At 49.3% G+C, this 21,547-nt stretch carries 11 protein-coding genes; 6 read left to right on the top strand and 5 right to left on the bottom strand.

Going from position 1 to position 21,547, the window contains the following annotated elements:
* Window positions 1-32: 32 nt before the first annotated feature.
* Window positions 33-1,049, bottom strand: coding sequence for a glycoside hydrolase family 43 protein (locus tag FEM55_RS01455; protein WP_138280600.1), 1,017 nt, complete (start codon window positions 1,047-1,049; stop codon window positions 33-35).
* Window positions 1,050-1,344: 295 nt separating this feature from the next.
* Between FEM55_RS01455 and FEM55_RS01450 the strand changes: the two genes are divergently transcribed.
* From FEM55_RS01450 to FEM55_RS01435, 4 genes are all read left to right on the top strand, one after another.
* The gene (locus FEM55_RS01450) at window positions 1,345-5,418 is read left to right on the top strand and encodes a hybrid sensor histidine kinase/response regulator transcription factor (protein WP_171036432.1); all 4,074 of its coding nucleotides are present in this window, start codon (window positions 1,345-1,347) and stop codon (window positions 5,416-5,418) included.
* A 212-nt stretch (window positions 5,419-5,630) separates the two neighbouring features.
* Window positions 5,631-8,771, top strand: a complete 3,141-nt coding sequence (locus FEM55_RS01445; RefSeq protein ID WP_138279545.1) for a SusC/RagA family TonB-linked outer membrane protein — start codon at window positions 5,631-5,633, stop codon at window positions 8,769-8,771.
* Between the two features lie 21 nt (window positions 8,772-8,792).
* Window positions 8,793-10,334 (top strand): RagB/SusD family nutrient uptake outer membrane protein, encoded by a 1,542-nt coding sequence (locus FEM55_RS01440; protein ID WP_138279544.1) that lies wholly within the window; start codon window positions 8,793-8,795, stop codon window positions 10,332-10,334.
* On the top strand, window positions 10,294-13,764 hold the full coding sequence (locus FEM55_RS01435; RefSeq protein WP_138279543.1) for a VCBS repeat-containing protein: 3,471 nt from the start codon (window positions 10,294-10,296) through the stop codon (window positions 13,762-13,764). Before FEM55_RS01440 ends, FEM55_RS01435 begins: the two co-directional genes overlap by 41 nt.
* A 55-nt stretch (window positions 13,765-13,819) precedes the next feature.
* On the opposite strand, the gene FEM55_RS01430 is transcribed toward FEM55_RS01435, so the two are convergent.
* The 3 genes from FEM55_RS01430 to FEM55_RS01420 form a co-directional block, all read right to left on the bottom strand.
* Window positions 13,820-14,962: a PepSY-associated TM helix domain-containing protein gene (locus FEM55_RS01430; protein WP_138279542.1), complete on the bottom strand. Its 1,143-nt coding sequence runs from the start codon at window positions 14,960-14,962 to the stop codon at window positions 13,820-13,822.
* A gap of 90 nt (window positions 14,963-15,052) precedes the next feature.
* A complete protein-coding gene (locus FEM55_RS01425; protein ID WP_138279541.1) occupies window positions 15,053-17,422 on the bottom strand; it encodes a TonB-dependent receptor in 2,370 nt (789 codons plus the stop codon).
* 212 nt (window positions 17,423-17,634) lie between these two features.
* Window positions 17,635-18,012, bottom strand: a complete 378-nt coding sequence (locus FEM55_RS01420; RefSeq protein ID WP_138279540.1) for a hypothetical protein — start codon at window positions 18,010-18,012, stop codon at window positions 17,635-17,637.
* Between the two features lie 276 nt (window positions 18,013-18,288).
* Here FEM55_RS01420 and FEM55_RS01415 point away from each other — a divergent pair, with 276 nt between their 5' ends.
* Complete coding sequence (locus FEM55_RS01415) at window positions 18,289-18,636, top strand: nuclear transport factor 2 family protein (protein WP_138279539.1); 348 nt, start codon at window positions 18,289-18,291, stop codon at window positions 18,634-18,636.
* 22 nt (window positions 18,637-18,658) lie between these two features.
* Here FEM55_RS01415 and FEM55_RS01410 read toward each other — a convergent pair whose 3' ends face one another.
* Window positions 18,659-20,539, bottom strand: a complete 1,881-nt coding sequence (locus FEM55_RS01410) for a MutS-related protein (protein ID WP_138279538.1) — start codon at window positions 20,537-20,539, stop codon at window positions 18,659-18,661.
* A 219-nt stretch (window positions 20,540-20,758) separates the two neighbouring features.
* Between FEM55_RS01410 and FEM55_RS01405 the strand changes: the two genes are divergently transcribed.
* On the top strand, window positions 20,759-21,418 hold the full coding sequence (locus tag FEM55_RS01405; RefSeq protein WP_138279537.1) for a carbonic anhydrase: 660 nt from the start codon (window positions 20,759-20,761) through the stop codon (window positions 21,416-21,418).
* The last annotated feature ends 129 nt before the right edge of the window (window positions 21,419-21,547 follow it).

Genomic DNA, 21,547 nt, shown 5'->3' with positions numbered 1-21,547 from the left:
TCCGCCAATCTTGCCTGAAAAGATGATTTTTTTTACGGTTCAATGGTCCGGATCGATCCGTCCTTCTCTCTGACAAGTTCCCGCACCTTGATGTTCCGCAGATGTGTTTTGCCGGACAAGGCAGCATCGTGATAGAAAATGTACCATTTGCCCTGGAACTCGACAATGGAATGATGCGTAGTCCAGCCCTCCACCGGTTTCATGATCACACCTTTATAGGTAAAAGGCCCGTATGGCGAGTTGCCTTCGGCATAACACAGCAAATGCGTGTCGCCGGTGGAATAGGAAAAATAGTATTTGCCATTGTACTTGTGCATCCAGGCACCTTCGAAAAAGCGGCGGTCGGTATCGCCGGCAAGAAGGGGCTTTCCGTTCTCATCCAGAATTTGTGCATCGCGCAGCGGCTCGTCAAACGAAAGCATATCCTTGCTCATTCGCACTACTTGGGCGTTCAGCGCAGGTTCGTTTTCATGACCTTTGCCCAGGTCGGTCGATAAACTTTTATCATACTTGCCCGTGTGCCAGCGTTGCAGCTGCCCGCCCCAGATTCCGCCCAAATACATATACGAAGTTCCGTCGGTGTCCGTAAACACGGCCGGATCAATGCTGTAACTGCCCGGAATCGGTTCAGGCTGCGCCTTGAAAGGTCCTGTTGGGGATTTGCTCGTAGCAACGCCGATCCGGAAGACGTCCGCTTTATCCTTAGCCGGGAAATACAGGTAATAAGTACCGTTTCTGAACGCCGCATCCGGGGCCCACAACTGCCGGCCTGCCCACGGAATGTCTTTCAGGTCAAGCGCTACGCCGTGGTCCGTTACTTTCCCGTTTATACGGTCCATCGAATACACATGGTAATCACGCATGTTGAAATGCCCGCCTTCATCGTCCTGAGCTACATTTGCCTCAATGTCGTGGGATGGATAAATGTAGATTTTTCCATTGAACACATGCGCAGAAGGATCAGCCGTGAACAAATCGGAAACCAGCGGCCTGATCGTGGAAGAAGCGTTCTGACCGATGGCTGGATAAACGCATGCGCTGGAAAGCATGGCGAGTGCCAGTGCATTTTTAACTGTTTTATTTGTCGAATTGAAAATATATTTCCGGAACAAACTGCTTCTTATTAAAGAGCGGCAACGACTCATCATTTTTTTGATATTATATTTAATTAATTAATGAGCAAATGTAGGCGACGCCGGATGTTCCGGGTGAGCATATTTGTTGAAAATAATACAACATATGTTCAAAAAACAGCGCTCCATTGAATTAGGGTATAAAAATCCGGATTGTATGATGCTAAAATACCAGCAATATCTGTTTGTTATTTCTGTAAACTTTCTGCTTATGCTGTGCTCCTTCTGCATAGCCGGCACCAGCCATCCGCAACTGAACTTTACCGCAATCACATCCATGGACGGGCTTTCGTCCAACACCGTGCATGCTATTCTGAAGGACCGCTATGGCTTGCTCTGGTTCGGAACAGATGACGGGCTGAACAAATATGACGGAACCGATTTTACCGTTTACCGGCACGACCGGACAAACGCCTCCAGTCTGGCTTCGAGTGACATTTCATCGTTGTATGAAGACCAGGCAGGCCATGTCTGGATCGGGACCATTCAGGGTTCCTTGCATTTGTATGATCGTAAAAAAGACCACTTTGTGCGCATCAACGTCAACGAAAGCGTCTCGGCAATTACAAGCGACCACTCCGGTAAATTATGGGTTGCTACCACAACGGGGCTGGTTTTTGTTGATCCGGCTACAAGGAAGGTAACTCGGCTGAACCGGCGCGCTGACGTTCCCGCGCAAATCCGGAACGAACTGATTTTAAGTTTATTTGAAGACAAGGCCGGGCATATGTGGATCGGTACGGAATCCGGTTTGTTCCGGTATGAATTCAAAACCGGCCATTACCGGAAGATCAGCTATGAGCCGGATACGATGCCGGATCACGCCGGGCAGGTAAAAACCATTGCCGGCGACCAGACCGGCCACATCTGGATCGGGACTTTTAATGGTTTGTTTAAGTTGAATACCGACGGCGCACTGCTCCGGAGTTTCAGATACCACGCTAGTGACAGGCATACGATCAGCAGCAACATGATTTATGCCATTGCTTCCGAAAACAGGGAAACGCTCTGGATCTGTACGGATGGCGGACTGAACCTGATGCATACCGAAACCGGAAAAGTAACGCGCTATGCCCCGGACATGCGCACACCTTTCAGCCTTACAAACAAATCGGTCCGCAGCATTCTCATCGACAAACAAGGGATTTTCTGGATAGGAACTTACAAGGGCGGCGTAAATAAATTTGATAAAAACCTGACTATTTTCGGACTCAAACGTTCGGACCCGTACGATCCCTACGGGCTGAGTGCGCCGTTTGTAACTTCCTTTGCCGAGAAAGAAAACGGTGATCTTTTTGTAGGTACGGACGGCGGCGGGTTAAACCTTTTTCACCGCAAAACCAATCTGTTTACCAAAATCCCGATTGTGCCCGGCAACAAGCTTACCACTTCGGGACTGGCCATTATGTCGCTGGAAATCTCGGCCGGTAAACTCTGGATCGGTACTTTTCAGGACGGACTTTTCGCACTGGACCTTACTTCGGGCCAATACCGCCAGTTTACACAGGACCAAAATCCCACTTCGCTGGGCAACAATGACGTTTTCAGTTTGACCACAGACAAAAGCGGAAAACTGTGGATCGGCACGAACGGCGGCGGCGTGAATGTTCTGGACCCGGAAACACAAAAATTTGAAAGGTATTTTGATGTGAACGTTCCGCTCGCAAACCGCATGATTCCGCTGAACGGCTACATCAGGGACATTCTGCAGGATAAAAACGGAAACATGTGGATCGCTTCTCATGGAACAGGTCTGGTCCTATTTGATCCGCGAAGCAAAAAATCCATTCACTTTGACAGGCAAAACAGCACACTGCCGAGCAACAATGTGCTGACGGTTCACGAGGATCGCAATGGTGAAATCTGGATCGGGACCGGCGGTGGCGGACTGGCAAAATTCCATGCAAAAACACACAGCTTTACGATTTTTGATCAAAAGGCCGGACTCATCAGCGGCGTGGTCAACAAAATACTCGAAGATGCACAAGGCCGCATCTGGATAAGTACGGATCAAGGTGTGAGTTACCTCGACGAAAAAACAAAAAGGTTCATCAATTTCACACAAAACAATGGGCTGCAGAACAATACCTTCATTCTGGGAGCCGGCATCCGGTCCCGTGACAATCTGCTGTTTTTCGGCGGGATTCAGGGTTTCAACTATCTCGACACACGCGCACTGAGCCAAAACAGCGCCCGCATTCCGGTAATACTGAAAGAACTCAGAGTAGGCAATAAAACGATAACGCCCGCCGATTCGTCGGTAACGGACGAGCATATTTCCGTTGCAGAATCCATCCATCTGGACTACAAACAGAATTTTACCCTCACTTACGCGGCGCTCAATTATTCGGACGCTTCGCAGACGGTTTACCGGTACAGGCTCAATGGTTTTGATGCGGAATGGCATGATGCAGGCTCTTCCAGAACCGCAGGTTACACGAATCTCAATCCGGGCACTTATCAGTTTGAATTACAGGCCAGAAATCAGAATGGTCGCTGGGACAGTCCGGTCAAATCGATTGAGATCGTGGTGGAGCCACCGTTTTACATGACTGTTTACGCTTACCTGTTTTATGTACTGGCCCTGCTCGGCACATTGTTTCTGATCAGGCACAGAGGTATTCAAAAGCTTAAAAACAGGTTCCGGCAGGAACAACTTGAAAAAGGAACGGAACGAAAAAGAGAGCTGGACAACATGAAGATCAAGTTTCTGACCAATCTGAGCCACGAGTTTCGGACACCCATTTCCCTTATTCTTGCACCGCTGGACCAGCTGCTGACGCATAAGGGGTCAGCTGAAAACACACCGCATCTGCAGGGCATCAAACGCAATGCCAGGCGGCTGCTGAATCTGGTCGATCAGCTGCTCGATTTCAAAAATCTGCAGCAACACGAATCGCAACTTGAAACGGCACAGGGCGAAATCATTTCTTTTATCAGGGAAACAGCCGAATCGTTTCATTATTTATCACAGACAAAAGAAATCGAGTATGCAATAGAAAGTGAAACGGACAGCCTGCTGATGGATTTTGATGCAAACAAAATTGAACGCATTGTCCTGAACCTGCTGTCCAATGCATTCAAGCACACGCCAAGAGGCGGTAAAATCATGCTGTCGCTTTCGCACTCCATGAAAGCAGAAAGCTCGCAAAGGCTGTATATCAAAGTGTCGGATACCGGCGTGGGCATTCCGGCCGATATGCAGGAAAAAATTTTTGAACGCTTTTTTCAAAACGATTCCTTGTCCACCATCCTGAATCAGGGAAGCGGCATCGGCCTTTCTATTGTCAGGGAATTTGTGCAGATGCATCACGGATTGATCCGGGTCGAAAGCATACCGGGCGCAGGCAGTACATTTACGGTAGAGCTGCCTGTTGAAACATCCGGTGAAATGGTTGCTGAAAAAGCGGTCGTGTTAACCGCTGCGCAGGATCAGAACGTGCGCGCGATCCAGGAATTTCAGACCATACCGGAGCCAAAACCCGCTGCGGAGTTATCGCCTGACATCCTCATCATCGAAGACAACGACGAGTTCCGGCTTTATCTGAAAAGCAGTATGGAACGTTATTACAAAGTCATTGAAGCTTCCAACGGGCTCGAAGGCTGGCAAAAGGCACTTGCCATGCATCCGCAGATCATCATCAGTGACGTTTCCATGCCCGAAATGGACGGAATCCAGCTGAGCCGGAAGATCAAGGCGGACAAGCGCACGGCCCACATTCCCATTATTTTACTCACGGCCTCGACCGGCGAGGAGCACGAGTTGCGCGGGCTGAGCTCGGGCGCGAGCGATTATCTCACAAAGCCTTTCAACTTTGATATCCTGAATGCCAAAATCAACAATCTGCTGTTGCTGAACAGCCTTCTGAAAAACACTTACTCCAAACAGATTGCCATTTCGCGTCCGGAGCCGCAAATCGTGTCGGGCAATGAGAAGCTGCTGAAAAATATTCTGGACTACATTGATGAACATCTGGCCAACAGCGCTCAGCTGAGTGTGGAGAAAATGAGTAAACAGCTGGGTATGAGCCGGGGCACGCTATACAGCCGGCTGCTTGAGATCACCGGACAAACGCCGATAGAATTTATCAAAACGATTAAGCTGGAAAAGGCAGCGCTGCTGCTGGAAAAAAGCGACCTGAATGTATCACAGATTTCCTATGCCGCCGGATTTGCCACTCCCAATTACTTTACCAAATCGTTCAAGGCAAAATTCCATATGCTTCCTTCGGAATACATCCAGGCCCGGCGGCAGCTCAAACCGGTCAGCAGTCAGCCGGTTTGATTGATATAACCTGGCCGCAATTTATGTTCTCCGGAACTGCTCGCTCGGGAAGTAGCTGTAACGGGAGTAAAAATGTATGAATTGCTGGAACAAATGTTCAATTTTCTCTGTGTAAAGTTATATGCGCAAAGTGAGATGTTGACATTGAACGCAAAAAATCCAACCTTTGACTAATACAAGTTTTTGTTCTTTTAGTCCATCTTCATAATCCTATGAGAAACACTTTACAAAGGTATCATTTCATGAGAACGACGTGGTGGCTATGGCTGCTTCTGCTGGTTACAGCTTCTACAAATCAGGCATTTGCAAACGGCGCCGACAAGCAGGTAAACGGCCGGGTAACTTCCGAAGACGGCGAGGCGCTGCCGGGCGTAAACGTAACGGTAAAAGGATCCAACATCGGAACAAGCACGGATGCCAAAGGTGATTTTTCCATCAATGTGCCCTCCGAAAGCAGCACACTGGTATTCAGCTTTATCGGATATTCCAGACAGGAAGTTCAGATAGGCACGCAAACACGCGTGGATGTGAAGCTTGCAGCCGAAAATCAGGTACTGGAAGAAATGGTCGTGATCGGATATGGCTCGCAGAAGAAATCGTCGCTGACTGGCGCGGTATCCTCGGTTTCGCCCAAAGAACTGACTGCCCTTCCGGTAGTAAGTGCGGAGCAGGCGCTGCAGGGCCGTGTGCCGGGAGTACGTGTGGTCAACAACGGCAGCCCGGGCCAGACGCCCATTGTACGCATCCGAGGGATCGGCTCGATCAACTATGCGTCGGGGCCGCTTTATGTGATCGACGGAATCCCTTCGGGCGACCTTAACAACCTCGACCCGAAAGACATAGAATCACTTGAAGTATTGAAAGATGCCAGCTCGGCGGCCATTTACGGGTCAAGAGCTTCCAACGGCGTGATCATTATCACCACTAAAAAAGGATCGCAGGACGGTAAACTGCACGTTAATCTGGACACTTACTTTGGTACTCAATCCGCCTGGAAAAAGCTTGACCTGCTGAACACCGACCAGTACATCCAGTATGCTACGGCTTTACTCGGCAATGCAGGCATTGCCATGCCGGGCAGGCTTTCGGACCTGAACAAGCCCGTTTACGAAGGAGCGACGCAGACTTTTGCACAAACACATACCGACTGGCAGGATGTACTTTTCCGGAATGCACCCATTCAGCAGCACCAGTTTTCGGTGAGTGGCGGAAACAGCGTCTCGCGCTTCTTTACTTCTGCAGGCTATTTTGATCAGGAAGGTATTCTGGTGGGTACCAACTACAAACGTGCCAATTTCCGCGTCAATTCGGACCATCAGGTGACCAAATTTCTGAAAATCGGGCAGACGCTTACTTTTTCCTATGATAAAACGCGCGGCGAACAGGGTTTTGGCGGCGGACGGACGCTGGTGATGCAGGCCATCCGCAATCTTCCTTACTGGCCCGTTACCGACCCGACCAAACCGGGCGGTTACAGCTCGCCTACTGCGGCGGACGGAAGTGATCCTGACAATCCGTTGCGGATCACTGAAATGGACGTAACCCGCAACCAGCGTATCAAGCTGCTCGGATCTCTGTTTGCAGAACTGAACCTGACCAGTTTCCTGAAATACCGGTTCAGCTTTGGAGCGGATGTAGTAAGTGCTTTGTCCAACGAACAATTCCCGATTTATAATGACGGCTACAAGTCGCGTACGCAATATGAAATCCGCAACGGTCGTACCAGTTACTTCTCCCCGGTAATTACCAATCAGCTGACTTTCAACAAAACGTTTGGCAAACACCTGCTGAATATCACCGCAATCGTAGACAAGCAGACTTTCAGGACGAACACGCTCAACGGCTCGGGTTACAGGCCCAACAACGATATTGACCAGATGCAGGGCGTTTCCAATCCAAGCGCCAACAGTTCGCTGGACGAAAGCGCGCTCATTTCCTACGTAGGCCGTCTGAACTATGAGTACAATGGCAAATACCTGCTCAGCGGTTCGGTACGCCGTGACGGTTCTTCCCGGTTTGCACCCGGCAACAAATGGGGTACTTTCCCCTCCTTGTCGCTGGGCTGGCGCATCAGCGAGGAAGAATTCCTGAAAAGCGTTCCCGCGATTTCGGAACTTAAAATCCGCGCAAGTTACGGACAAACCGGTTTCAACGGCATTGGAAGCTATGCATGGCAGTCGCTGGTGCAGGCCGACAATTCCAACTATGTTTTCGGCGGAAACAAATTACTGGGATCTTATTTCAGCTCCCTCGGCAACACGGAACTGAAATGGGAAAGCACCGAAATGACCAACCTCGGCATTGACGTGGCTTTGTTCAACAACAGTATAACGTTCACAGCCGAACGCTATAACCGCAACACGGACGGACTGTTGCTGGAAGTGCCCATTCCCAATTCGCTCGGTTACTCCTCTTCGCCGTTGTCCAACATCGGAAAAATGAAGAACTGGGGATATGAATTCCAGTTGGGGTACAATAAGAATGACGGCGACTTTACATGGAATGCTTCTGTAAATCTTGATATGACAAGAAACAAGGTGACAAGTCTTGCCACCGAGAGCGCCACGATTTTTTCCGGAAAAAATGATGATTTCGGCGGTTTTGACATCACCAAAACCGAGGCCGGACATCCGATCCAGTCGTTTTTCGGATGGAAAGTGGATGGTATTTTCCAGAGCCAGGCCGAGATTGATCAGGCCAATGCCATCGACGGTAACGATCAGACCAAATACCAGCCTGCCGCTGCGCCCGGCGATATCCGGTTCAAGGACCTGAACGGCGACGGAATGATAGACGGAAACGACCGCCAGTATCTCGGCAGTTTTATTCCGAAATTCAGTTACGGCGGTAATTTCGGGGCGAGTTACAAAGGCTTTGATGTGACGCTGTATCTGCAGGGTGTTCAGGGCAACAAAATCTACAACGGTACCAAAGTGATCGAACAGGGCATGCTGCGGTTATTCAACGCAGGAACGGACGTACTGAATGCATGGACGCCCGCCAACACCAACACCGACGTACCCCGCGCCGTAAGCGGCGATCCGAACAACAACAGCAAAACCAGCGACCGGTTTATCGAAGACGGTTCTTACATGCGTGTCAAGAATTTCAGCATCGGATACACGATCCCTTCCAAAGGCCTGGCGGCATTGACGCGCAATACCATTACAAGGGCAAGAGTATATGTGTCGGCAACCAACCTGCTTACGTTGACCAAGTATTCGGGCCTGGATCCGGAAATCGGTGTGAACGGATCGTCTACGGCCACGGGCACACAGCTGATCAACGGCATCGACTACGGCATGTACCCGCAGCCAAGAACGCTGCAGGCAGGTTTGAGTTTTGGTTTTTAACATCATCTGAAAAACATTGAAATGAAAAAGAATATCATACTGTCGTCTCTGCTTTTTCTGGGCATTGCTTTTTCCTGTAACGAGGATGTGCTGGAACAAAGCAACCCCAACGGCGTAACGGTCGATAATTATTACAAGAATGGCGCCGAACTGACGAGCGGAGTTACAAGTGTGTACTCCATGCTGAAATCGAACAACCTCGTGGCGCGTGAATGGTTTTTCCTTCATGACATGCGCAGCGATGATGTGAGCGCGGGCGGCGGACAGCTGGAAACACCGCGCAACCAGTTGCTGCTCGGCACGCACGACAGCGGAAACTCGGTTCTGGGAACTGTATGGCTGGCCTATTACCGGCTGATCCACCGGGCGAATTCCGTCGTTGACAACTCTTCCGAAGTGGCGGACATCGTTGCTGCGGACAAGGCGCGCCTGCTTGCGGAAGCACGTTTTCTGCGTGCCTATGCCTATTATGAGCTGGTGAGCATGTGGGGCGGCGTACCGCTGTACAAAAATTACGTATTGACGCTGGACGGCAACCTTCCGAGATCGACAGACGCGGAAGTATATGCCTACATCATTGCAGAACTGAAGGAAATTCAGGAACAGCTTCCGGCTGCTTACGATGCGGGAAATCAGGGAAGAGTTACCAAAGGTGCCGCACAAATGCTGCTGGCGCGGGTTTTCCTGCAGCAAGGCAATTATGCGGACGCAAAAACAGAATTGCTGAAAGTGTATAATTCGAATGTATATGCGCTGGTCGACAACTACAACGACAATTTTCTGGAAGAAACCGAATTCAACAAGGAATCGATTTTCGAGGTCAATTTCTATCCTTCCGGCGGCGTATACAACTGGGACGGCGATGGAAACGGTGCCACTGCCGGAACCGAAACTGTGCGTACGCAGGAATATTCAGCCATTGGCTGGCGCAACGCAATTCCTTCCAACAGTTTGCTGAACGATTTTGAAAAAACCACCAAAGGCGATACCAAGACCGATCCGCGCTATGATGATTCCTTTTATTTCACAGGCGAAAAATACAACAAAGGTGCCTCCACGCTTACGGACGGACAACAGAACGGCAATGCGTCGGTTGTGGACGGAGTAACGCAGAAGGTAAGCTGGCAGAAATATTCGCTGATGTACAAAATGAACGAATCGTTCCTGACCGGCGGGATCAATCAGCGGATCATGCGGTTTGCTGAAACAATTCTGTCGCTGGCCGAAGCGGAAAATGAACTCGGAAACATTCCTCAGGCGGTCAAATACCTGAATATGGTCCGGGCGCGGAAAAGCGTTTCCATGCCGCCTTATCCTACCGCGAAGTATCCCGTAACGACCAAAGACCAGGTTTTTGCCGCGATCATGCATGAGCGCCGGGTGGAGCACAGCGGTGAACAGATCCGCAACCGTGACCTATTGAGATGGCGCAAAAACGGCAAACTGAAAGCCGAGCCGCTTGCCTATTTTCAGGCCAACAGACATGAACTCCTGCCGATTCCGCAACAGGAAGTAGACAACAATGCGAAAATTGAAGCCACAGACCAGAACCCGGGTTATTAATCCTGACGACAATAGGGGAAATGCGAAATGGCACCGGGCAGTTACCGGTGTCATTTCTTTCGTTATATTCTTGTTGTTCAATGCACTGATCTCCTGCAGAGACGAAACCGACACCTTGTTTCTGAGCCATACGGCGGATGAAACGAATGTGCGTTTTGTCAATAAACTTACGCCTAACGACTCCATCAATCCCTTTACCTTCACCAACTTCTACAACGGCGGAGGCGTCGGGATCGGGGATGTGAATGGCGACGGGAAACCGGACATTTTCTTTGGAGGCAATCAGGTCAGCAGCAAACTTTATCTGAGTAAAATCGATACGGTTTCTCGAAAATGGGCATTTGAGGATATTACCGAGAAAGCCGGCGTAATGACAAACCGTTGGTGCAGCGGCATTTCGATGGTAGATATCAATCAGGACGGCTTGCTGGATATTTACATCAGTGTGGCCCGGCACGTGAAAATGCCCGGTTCCGAAAATCTGCTTTTTGTCAATCAGGGAAATGGCGCGGACGGCGTGCCTGTATTCAAGGAACTTGCAAAAGCGTACGGGCTGAACGACCCTGCATTTACTACCCAGACTGCATTCTTTGATGCGGACCTGGACGGCGACCTCGATGCGTTCCTGATGAACACCGCTCCTGACCTGCAAAACCCCAATTTTATCCGGAAAACCTATCACGACGGTTCCTATCCGAGCACGGGCCGGTTTTATATCAACGAAGGTTTTGGTAAAAACGGCCTTCCCAAATACACGGACATTTCAAAAGAAGCCGGTGTTAGATACGAAGGGCTGGGCCTCGGCCTCGCCGTGAGCGACCTGAACAAGGATGGCTACCCGGACATTTACTGTTCCAACGACTTCATCAGCAGCGATATGCTGTACCTGAATGCAGGTGCCGGCGCAAAACCCTTTTTTAACAATGTGATCAAAGAAGCCGCCGCGCATACCAGCTTGTTCGGAATGGGCGTGGACATTGCCGATATAAACAATGACACTTACCCGGACATTTTCCAGCTGGATATGCTGCCGGAAGATAATCTGAGACAAAAGAAAATGCTGGCCGGACAGGATTTCGACCGCAAGGAAATGAGCATTTCGGAACCATATGGCTATCAGCTGCAGTACATGCGGAACATGCTGCAACTCAACCTCGGCACCATGAACAAGACAAATCCCGGCACGCCGCTTTTCTCTGAAGTCGGATTGCTGGCGGGCATATCCAAGACGGACTGGAGCTGGGCGCCGCTTATTGCCGATTACGACAACGACGGCCTGAAAGATATCTTTATCACAAACGGCTACCGCCGCGATGTGACCGATCGTGATTTTATCCAGTTCAAGGAAGATTTTTCAAGTTTTGGCACCAACCATTTCAAGCAGCAGAATGCACTGGAACTGATCGGAAAAGTACCGGAAGTAAAAATCCCGAATTACGCATATAAAAACACCGGAAACCTTGCCTTTGAAAACACGTCCAAAATCTGGGGACTGGATGAATTATCGTATTCAAACGGGGCAGCCTATGCGGACCTGGACGGTGACGGCGATCTGGATCTGGCGGTAAACAACATTGATTCAGAACCTTTTATCTATCAGAACCAGAGCCGGGAAAAATCAAAGACCGGTTTTCTTTCCATTGCATTGAAAGGCGATTATGGAAACCTTTCAGGCATTGGCAGCAGCGTTACGATCTGGCAGGGAAAACAGATGCAATACGCTGAAATGTACATCACCCGCGGTTTTTTATCGTCGATGAATACAGGATTGCATTTTGGTCTGGGCAATTCCGGAATGATCGACAGTCTGCTTGTCACGTGGCCGGGCGGGAAATCACAAAAACTATATAAAATAGCTGCCAATCAGCATTTACAGCTGGCTCAGAGAGATGCCGTGCATGTTCCCCAAATACCGGAAACTGTTTCGGAACCATTTTTTACAGATGTTACAAAAGATTTAAAAATCGACTATACGCATGAGAAATCCACTTTTATAGACTTCAAACAAACCGCTGCGTTGCACAAGATGCTTTCCAAAAGCGGATTTGCATTGGCAGTCGGCGATGCAAACGGGGACTGTCTTGACGATTTTTTTGCCGGGGCAAGTTACCTGAAGGGGAAACCCTGCATTTACTTTCAGCAGCCCTCAGGAACATTTATCAAAAAAACCATTGCGCCGGATTCGCTCCATGAAAATATATCCGCAACCTTCTTTGATGCCGATGGCGACAAGGATCAGGATCTGATTGTCGTGAATGGCGGGAACGAGCGGCCTGAAAACGACAAGGCTTTTTACGAAGTTCAGCTGTATCTGAATGACGGCCACGGAAATTTCAAGCTTGCGCCAGCCGGAACATTTCCTGCTGTTTCGGTCAGCGGTTCCTGCGTGGCTGCCCGTGATTTTGATCAGGACGGTGATGATGATCTGTTTATAGGCGGCCGCATGGTTCCGGGCAAATACCCGCTTCCGGCGCATAGTTATCTGCTCCGGAACGATTCCGAAGCAGGTAAAATTGCATTTGCGGATGTGACCGGAACCTTTTGCCCGGAGCTGCTCTCGGCCGGAATGGTGTGCGCAGCTTTATGGGCCGACACGGATCGCGACGGCCTGGACGACCTGGTGATTGCCGGCGAATGGATGCCGGTGCGTGTTTTTAAAAATCAGAAGACCCGGTTTCAGGAAACGGAATCTGTGAAAAATGGACTGGCACCTTATTCCGGCTGGTGGAACAGTCTGGCGGCGGGCGACTTTGACCACGACGGAGACATGGATTTTATTGCCGGAAATGAAGGCATCAACACATTTTACCATGCATCGGAAAAGGAGCCGATTACGATGTTGGCAAAGGATTTTAACCATGACGGCACATTTGATCCGCTGATGGGCTATTTTATTCAGGGCGTCTCCTACCCGAGCGTCCCGCGCGATGCGCTGAACCAGCAGGTGATCCAGTTCCGCAGAAAATTCCCGCATTACATTGATTATGCCAAAGTTACATTTGATAATTTGCTGGACGATGAAGAGAAGAAAGATGCCTGCAAAGTGCAGGCAACCTTTTTACAAACTGCTTTTATAGAAAACAAAGGCAACGGGAAATTTGCCGTCAAGGCCCTGCCGGTGGAAGCGCAGGTTGCGCCCGTATACGGAATTGTGGTGACCGACGTGAATGCAGACCAAAATCAGGATGTAATCCTGACCGGCAATTTCTTCCCGAACGAAGTCAACATGGGCAGGCAGGACGCATCGACCGGACTGTTGCTGCTCGGGAACGGAAAAGGCGGGTTTTCACCGCAGCATCCTGCAAAAAGCGGATTGCTGCTGCAAGGCGACGCACGTTCCAGCGTATTGCTTAGCGGCCCTCGGAACCGGCAAGTGTTACTGACGGCGATGCATTCCAAGGGCATTACTGCAAACCGGATCAATCCATAGAAAAGCTGCTTTTACCCGTCGTATCGCAGGTAACCAATCCTAATTCAGCCATAGCCTAAGCAAACCGGCGAGGTTGTGTCCGTTTCCGCTGCCCGGAAGAATTTCGGGTGCGTCGCCACCAGAGTAAAAAACCGGTGACCGCCAGCAAACCGGGAGCAAGTCCGGTGATTACATAAAGGATCTTTACGATTATGCCTCCGTAATTACCCACATGCAAGGGATGAAAAGTAGCTTCTATCCGTTCGCCCAAGGATTTATCCGCCAGCCTGACAACTTCCTGAACTTCGCCGGTCTGCTGATTGATCTTTACAGAATTTCCGGCACCCCAAAGCTTCCACTGTCCTGCCGGATAGCCCCGTACTTCAAATTTACGTTCCGGCTGTGTGGGCAAATAGACATACACCGGTTCCAGTTCCGGCATGGCTTTCAGTGCCTGCTCAAACATCTGATCGGCCGGTACCTGCATTTGCGAATTGGGCCTGGTGGGAACCAGCTCGTTCTGCCAGGTTTTGGATTTGAAGGCAAAAAGATTCATCCAGAAGCCCGTAAAAAAAATGGCCGCATTAAGAAGCAATGACCATACGCCTATGATCCGGTGCAGATCGGAACTTATGGTCCGCCAGTTTTTCCGGTTGATCTTTACCCGGAAGCACAACACATTCCATAGCATTTTCTGATACACGATAGCGCCTGTAAGCAGGGACAGCAGCATGGCAATACCAAAAACCGCCGTCAGTGCTGCTCCCGGAATGCCCAGCTGAAAACTGAAGTGGAACTGAAAAAGCCATTCGAGCAAACTGGGCATGAAATCACTCGCCGGGCCTTCGCGCAGCACAGCACCGGTATAAGGATTGAAAGTGATCAATGCCAGATCATACGTCAGCAGGCGGGTATCATTGAAATAGATCCTGAAATTGTAGGCATCCTCCGGGCCGGCGTCCGGATTAAGCCAGGCAATGCCGTCCAGATTCGGATATTTTTCTGTAACAGTATGATAACAACGTGACAGCGCGTGTTCCGGTTGGCTGGCTGCGGCCGGTGAAACATGCAGCAAGTCCCGATTGAAAAAACGATCCAGTTCCGGTCGGAACACAAGCACGGAACCACTCAGCCCCAGTAAAATCAGGAATGCACCCGTAACCAGCCCCAGCCAGCTGTGAAGCCTTAACAAGCTTCGTTTAAAAGTTGATCTCCTCATACAAATGCCTGATGATCTTTGTTTTCCTGCTCATTTGATTAAAGAATTGGTTTAGAAGATTTGAGGACAACAGCGGCCTCGGAACCCGGCTTACCAAAGCTGATAACTAACGCCGATCCGGACATTGAATGGATCGCCTAATCCCGCCGTCGTCACACCTGAACGGCTTCCGGTAAAATAATGCCTGTCCGTGAGGTTATAGGCATTCAGCTGAAACTGATATTTGTTCCGCTGATAGGAGACCGCTGCATCCAGCACCGTATAGGAAGGAAAAATAAAATTCTGATTGCTTAAAAGACCGACCTGATTGCTTACATAGCGCACACCTGCCGCAAAAGCAAGCCCTTTCAGTACCGGGAACGGAAGTGAATATTTACCCCAGAAGTTGAGCTGATGCCTGGGTGCATTGGCAAAGCGGTCGCCTTTTTTTCCGTAAGTGCTCGTGCTGACGAGTACGTGCTCGTTGAAGGCGTAACCGGCAACGAGGCTTAGCCTGTTCAGATTACCCGTGATGGAGAATTCACCGCCCCGGCTGCGCGTACCATCAATGGCAGCCTGACGGTGCGAGTTCTGCTCAGTGGGTGCAGCTGTGAGAATGTTGGTATAATTGATCTGATACAATGACAAGGTAGCCGAAAGCCGGTTCTTCAGCAGATCCGCTTTGGAACCTACTTCGTACTGCGATGCCTGCCGGGTCGGGAACGGGCCTCCGGCCAGAACATTATTGGAAGTTTGCGGATTGAATGATTTTAGATAAGTACCGTAAACGGACACATTTTTTACGGGTAAATAAACCAGCCCGATCCTCGGAATCCAGCCAGCTGCCTGCAGTTCATCGCCCTGCTTGTTGTCGCGCTCCGACAATGGGGTTTCCTTGCCATTGTAATGATCGTACCGAAGCGAAAGCAGAACTTTCAAATGGTCGCCGACACTGAGCTGATCCTGTATATAGCCGCCGAACAGGTTGGTGATGCGCTTGTTGTCATCCGATTCATCAGCAGGAACGGATGCATCCGGGATACTGCCGGAATAGTCGGGATTAAAGATTGAAATACGGGTGGATGCCTTATACTGATAATCATTTTTGGTCCAGCCGTAACGGTTGTAGTCCATACCGGCAACGAGCTGATGCTTCAGAAATCCTGTTTTTGCGGTATAAGCAGCATATGCGGTCGTTTGCAAACTGAACCGGTCTGTTTCCCAGTCCTGAAATCCTCTGCTGATGGAATCATTGCGGATTCTTCCAGCGGGAATGTGATCCGTAAAATCCAGCACATTCCGAACCATCCGCTCCACAACCGTGAATTTCAGGTTTTGATTAACCTGATGATGAAAACTCAGCGTGGCCGATGCATTGCGGGTTCTTCCGTAATCGGTCGGACTTTGTATGGTCAGATGAACGGGATAATGGTTGAAATCAAAGCTGCCGTCAGCCCCGGAATAAATGTAGCTTCCGTTGTCGTATTGCTGAACCGCTTTCTGATAGGCGTAGTTAAGTTCGAGATTCAGGGAAGTGCGGCTGTTCAGCAGGTAAGTCAAGGAAGGAGCAATGAACAGATTTTGTTTTTCCTGATCGTCGCGAAAGCTTTTGGAACGATCATAACCGATAATGGCTCTGTACAGCAGTTTCTTGTTGTTTGAAACCGGTCCGGTAAAATCGGCCGAAGCCCGCAAGAATTGCCAGCTGCCCAATGAGAGATCCACGCCAGCTCCTTTTTCGGACACAGGTTTTTTGGTCACAAAATTGACCACGCCGCCGGGAGCACCTTCGCTGAAAAGTGCACCGGAAGGGCCTCTGAGCAACTCAACGGATTCGATGTTATAAAGCAAGGGCTGCTGGCTCCACAAGAAAAGATTTCCCCGGATACCATTGTACAGTAAAAAACTGGCATCGTTGGGCGAGTATGCAGTGAAGCCCCGCATTTGAAAGGAGCCGTTCCCATTGTTGGCCTTCATTCCCGTAAACGTCCCGGCAATTTCGTTCAGCGTGAATGCCTGGCGGTCCCGCAACAATTGTGAAGACACAATTTGTACCGACTGCGGCGTGGAAAGCAAAGGTACATCCATCCGGGTTGACGTATTTGACCGGGATACCAGATAATTGTTTCTGGCCGTGCTGACCACCACCTCTTTCAGTTCCTGCATGCTTTCCGAAAGCTGAAGATCAAGAAAGGGATTTTTTCCGTCAGTAACAGGAAGACTTTGCGTATAGGCCGTGTAACCGACGTTGGATACAACTAAAATATAAGATCCCGGAGGAATGCCGGAAAGGCTAAACCGGCCATCGGCATCGGTGGTTGTACCCAGACCGGTGTTTTGAAACGTAACGGAAGCACCGGCAACCGGCTCCTGACGGATGTTCAAGATCCGTCCGTTCAGCATTCCAGAGCCGGATTGCGCGCTGGAACGGATGCAGTTACCGGTGAACAGTAACAACAGAAATAAATAGTTGATTTTCATTCGACAATACATTTATAGATCCACGCAGCGAAATGGCTGCATGGACATGATTCAAGTAAGCTGGACTGGATAGAATAATCGCTGGGCTGCCGGCCAGATTCATAAGCGGGCAGCATCAGAAAATGAGAAAACCGTACAGGAAATCCAAAGTGGCATGAAGGATAAGCCATGGCTAATCCCTAATCAAAAGGCCGGATAACCGGAATGTACGATCAGGCGCAGGGCGGATGAACCGGAAGGGAAAGCGGAGCGTGGTAAGTGGCCAGCTGATAAAAGAAAGCGAGCCGCGGAGATCGGGAAATATGAGTCGGCAAAAACTCGAAACGGGCCAATGGCGAAGCAAAAAGGTGCAGTGCCGGTAAATTCTGGACCAGATCACTCGTCTGCTGATCCTGCTTTTCCTGCTGCGCTTTCAGCTTTTTAGCCAGATAGCAATGTCCGTCACAATGCAACTGCGGTTTGTCGCGGTTTTCACAAAGCACACGCGTAATGTAATCCTTGTTGATCTGGTAATACGCAATGGTCCCCCACTGACTGAAAGTCGGCAGGATGGTTACAATCAGCCATATGTAAAGCAGAGTAGTACGCATCGGATTACCGGGCAAATATAGCGACGGATTGTTTTTGTCCAAGACACGAATGCCGATGTTTCAGGTTTTTGCAAATTCATTCAGCGGATCAGATTTCAGGTCGGGGTTGTCATACAGCAGGTTGCATTTGCATGCGCCGGCAAATTCTTAGCAGAAAATAAAATCAAAGACAGCTTCTCAAGGAAATGTTACAACATCTCAAGCTTTGCTGACGCGCACTTGCAACGTCCTGAATTAGTTTTGAAAATCAAATCTGAACTGCGAACTTTTACAAATATGGATTATCAGAAATTGCTGAATCAGCTTTATCAGGATTTTAATGACCGGAAAGTCGATGCGGTTCTGGCACATATTCATGCGGACGTCACCTGGCCCAACGGATGGGAAGGCGGCTTTGTTCACGGAAAGGACGAAGTACGGGTGTACTGGCTGCGGCAGTGGCAGGAAATCAACCCGAAAGTCAAGCCGGTTTCTATGCAGCCGGGAGCGGACGGAGCCATTGTCGTGGACGTTCACCAGATTATAAAAGATCTGGACGGCCAGGTGCTGAGCGACAGCCATGTAAACCATGTATACTGCTTTGAGGAAGGAAAAGTAAGATCCATGATTATTGAACACAAATAGAAACAACTTTATTTACAGAGGCTTACACATCCGGCAAGATGTCGATTCCGCTTTTTTTCATCAGGGCGCTTGCATTGAAATCCGTGCAGAAACCTTCCGTCAGCTTGTAATTGAAAATGATCTTTTCGTCTTTTAATGTGCTGTTAAAACTGTAATGGCGAATAGACAGACGCTGACTTGCCACTTTGGCCAGATTGAGATCGTGGGTTGAAATAATGCCGGACGCATTCAGCATACTGAGTTGCCGGATGAGGGAAACGCCGCCTTTATACCGGTCTTCGGAGTTGGTTCCTTTAAACATTTCATCCAGCAGAAAGAAAACAGGCTGGCCGCCGGCGATCAGTTGCAAAAGATGTTCGACACGTTTCAGTTCGGCATAAAAGGAAGAAATGCCTTCCTGAAGATTGTCCTGTGTACGCATACTCGTAAAAAGCGCCACGGGTGAAATCCGCGCCGATCCGGCGCAGCATGGCGCGCCCGCCATGGCAAGAACCAGGTTGCAGCCGACCGTTCTCAGAAAAGTGCTTTTGCCGGCCATGTTGGAACCGGTCACAATAACGACCGATCCTTTCTGCATCAGTTCAAAATCGTTACAGACCCGCTGCTGCGCTTTGAGTAAAGGATGCCCGCTATTTTCAAAGCTGATTTGATAGCCGGATTCCCGGATTTCCGGAAATACAAAGTCGGGGTTTGCACAGGCGTAAGCTGCGAGACTGCTGATGGATTCAAAGTTGCCGATTGCCGTACTCCATTCTTTAAGGTTGGTTCCGTTTGCAGCTTTCCATTGTTCGGTGACCAGCACAAGGTAAATGTCCAGCAGCCATATGGCGTTAAAAATTCCGTAAAAATCGTTTTTGCCAATCATCTGCCGGGAACCACGCTGCTGGAAAATTTCCATGGTTTGTCGGAGACGACCGATTTCTTTTACAGCCGAATACCCGTTTGTACGGAAAACGGACTGCCATTCAATCAGCAACTCGCTGCGAAAACCGGCCATTTCAATCCGGCTGATCAGTGATTCACTTGCTGCAAGCAGATCCACATTATACTGAAGATCATGGAGCGTACACTCCGTAACAGGCCTCAGCTTTTTAATAACCTGTTTATTGATAATCAAACTGACGAACATGAGCAGCAGATACATCACCGGAAAAGGCCGGTTGTCAAGAAGAAAAAGCAAGAGGTGACGAATGCCTGCTGGTATGGCCAGCGTAGCAGTTAATCCAAGCGCAAGGGCAGCTGTTAAATACCTGGTGCGCTGCGGCAGCAGCTTGGCCGGCGTTTCTATCCATTTAACCAGTTGAACATAACTGCTTTTTGGATTGGCAAACGGCATTCCCGCAGCCTGAAACTGTTGCCGCCAGTCTATTTCCGGAGCAAGTTCAGCAACGGCCTTTTGTCTTTCCAGAACCATGCCTCGTTCAGCCGGTTGCATCAGCCATTCTGCCAGCCGGATTTTGCCTGCTTCCGTAGTAGTGCGGTTCAGGAGCTGAAAAAGAGAATACGGGCCAAAAATATCCAGATCTGGCGCGTAGGCATGGTCCGGGTTCAGAAATTCCGCTCCGGTCTCCATATCTTTCAGATTGCGCTGCCCGATCCGAATTTCCTGTTCATTGATCTTTTTAAGATCGGACAGATTGCCTCTGGTGCGCACAAGCCGGTTATACTGCCTGATAACCAAGGCAAATGCAAGGATTCCAACCGGCAGCAGGATGGACACCAGCACCGTGAACCCGGCATTGGCCAGCATCAGTATAATCACCATAAAACCTGTGAAGACAGCCAGTCTCAGCAATGAAACACGTTTGAGTTTTTTGTCCATTTCAGCAATCTGTACCCGATATTGCTGAATCCTGCTTTCAAAATCCGGCGGCATGGTTCCAATGAATTTTATCTCTTGCAATATAAAAGTAAATTTTACATAAGAAGCTATTTTCAGCAAACGAATATTTCACATCAACAGCTTGCGAAGCCTGGTAAGTTATGAAGTAAAATTTATCATATGCGAAGGAAAAAGCTTACTTTGGTCCCGGTTGCACAAACTTTGCACGTTGACAAAGCCAATTTGTTGCTCTATTTTTGTGACCGATTAGTATATTTTTTTAACATAACCTTTGATCAAATGGACATTAAGCGAATATTTGAAAACAATCAGGAGTGGGTTCAGAAGAAGCTAGACATAGATTCCAACTATTTCAGTGATCTTTCCAAAGGGCAAACGCCGGATATTCTTTACATCGGCTGCTCCGACAGCCGTGTAACCGCCGAGGAACTGATGGGCATAGCGCCCGGCGAAGCATTTGTGCTCAGAAACATTGCGAACATGGTACCCAACACGGATCTCAGTGTCATGTCGGTTATCAATTACGCCGTGGAACAACTTAAGGTAAAGCATATTGTAATCTGCGGTCATTACTACTGCGGTGGCGTTCAGGCGGCCATGAAATCGGCGGACCTGGGAATCCTAAATCCGTGGCTTCGAAATATCCGTGACGTATACCGGACGCACAAGGACGAACTGGCAGCGATTGACAATGAAGAACAGCGTTACAAAAGACTGGTAGAACTGAATGTGGAAGAACAATGCATTAATGTCATCAAAACGGCAGAAGTGCAAAAAGCGCAGCGCGACCGCAATCTGACGGTTCACGGCTGGGTTTTTGACGTACATTCCGGCAAACTGATCGATCTAAACATCGACTTTATAAAACTGCTGGAAAACATAATGGAAATTTACCGCCTGGATCTGACCGAACCCGAAACGGAAACATTGAACGCATAAAAGCTGCGTATCTTGTATTTAATGCGAATCGCTTTTATTTGGCAGCATCAGCAGGCGCAAAGCAGAATTTTCAATCTTCGTATGCATATTCATGCCCAGAAATAGTCAGATTACCGGATCTGACTATTT

This window comes from Dyadobacter sediminis, from assembly GCF_005860765.1.
In the GTDB taxonomy this organism is placed as follows: Bacteria; Bacteroidota; Bacteroidia; order Cytophagales; family Spirosomataceae; genus Dyadobacter; species Dyadobacter sediminis.
This window is presented reverse-complemented; position numbering and strand designations above follow the sequence as displayed.

Excerpts from the sequence above, each read along its gene's own strand:
- FEM55_RS01405 (WP_138279537.1), top strand. The coding sequence starts at position 20,759 with ATGGACATTAAGCGAATATTTGAAAACAATCAGGAGTGGGTTCAGAAG.
- FEM55_RS01455 (WP_138280600.1), bottom strand. The coding sequence starts at position 1,049 with ATGCTTTCCAGCGCATGCGTTTATCCAGCCATCGGTCAGAACGCTTCT.
- FEM55_RS01435 (WP_138279543.1), top strand. The coding sequence starts at position 10,294 with ATGCGAAAATTGAAGCCACAGACCAGAACCCGGGTTATTAATCCTGAC.
- FEM55_RS01450 (WP_171036432.1), top strand. The coding sequence starts at position 1,345 with ATGCTGTGCTCCTTCTGCATAGCCGGCACCAGCCATCCGCAACTGAAC.
- FEM55_RS01430 (WP_138279542.1), bottom strand. The coding sequence starts at position 14,962 with ATGAGGAGATCAACTTTTAAACGAAGCTTGTTAAGGCTTCACAGCTGG.
- FEM55_RS01425 (WP_138279541.1), bottom strand. The coding sequence starts at position 17,422 with ATGAAAATCAACTATTTATTTCTGTTGTTACTGTTCACCGGTAACTGC.
- FEM55_RS01415 (WP_138279539.1), top strand. The coding sequence starts at position 18,289 with ATGGATTATCAGAAATTGCTGAATCAGCTTTATCAGGATTTTAATGAC.
- FEM55_RS01445 (WP_138279545.1), top strand. The coding sequence starts at position 5,631 with ATGAGAAACACTTTACAAAGGTATCATTTCATGAGAACGACGTGGTGG.
- FEM55_RS01420 (WP_138279540.1), bottom strand. The coding sequence starts at position 18,012 with ATGCGTACTACTCTGCTTTACATATGGCTGATTGTAACCATCCTGCCG.
- FEM55_RS01440 (WP_138279544.1), top strand. The coding sequence starts at position 8,793 with ATGAAAAAGAATATCATACTGTCGTCTCTGCTTTTTCTGGGCATTGCT.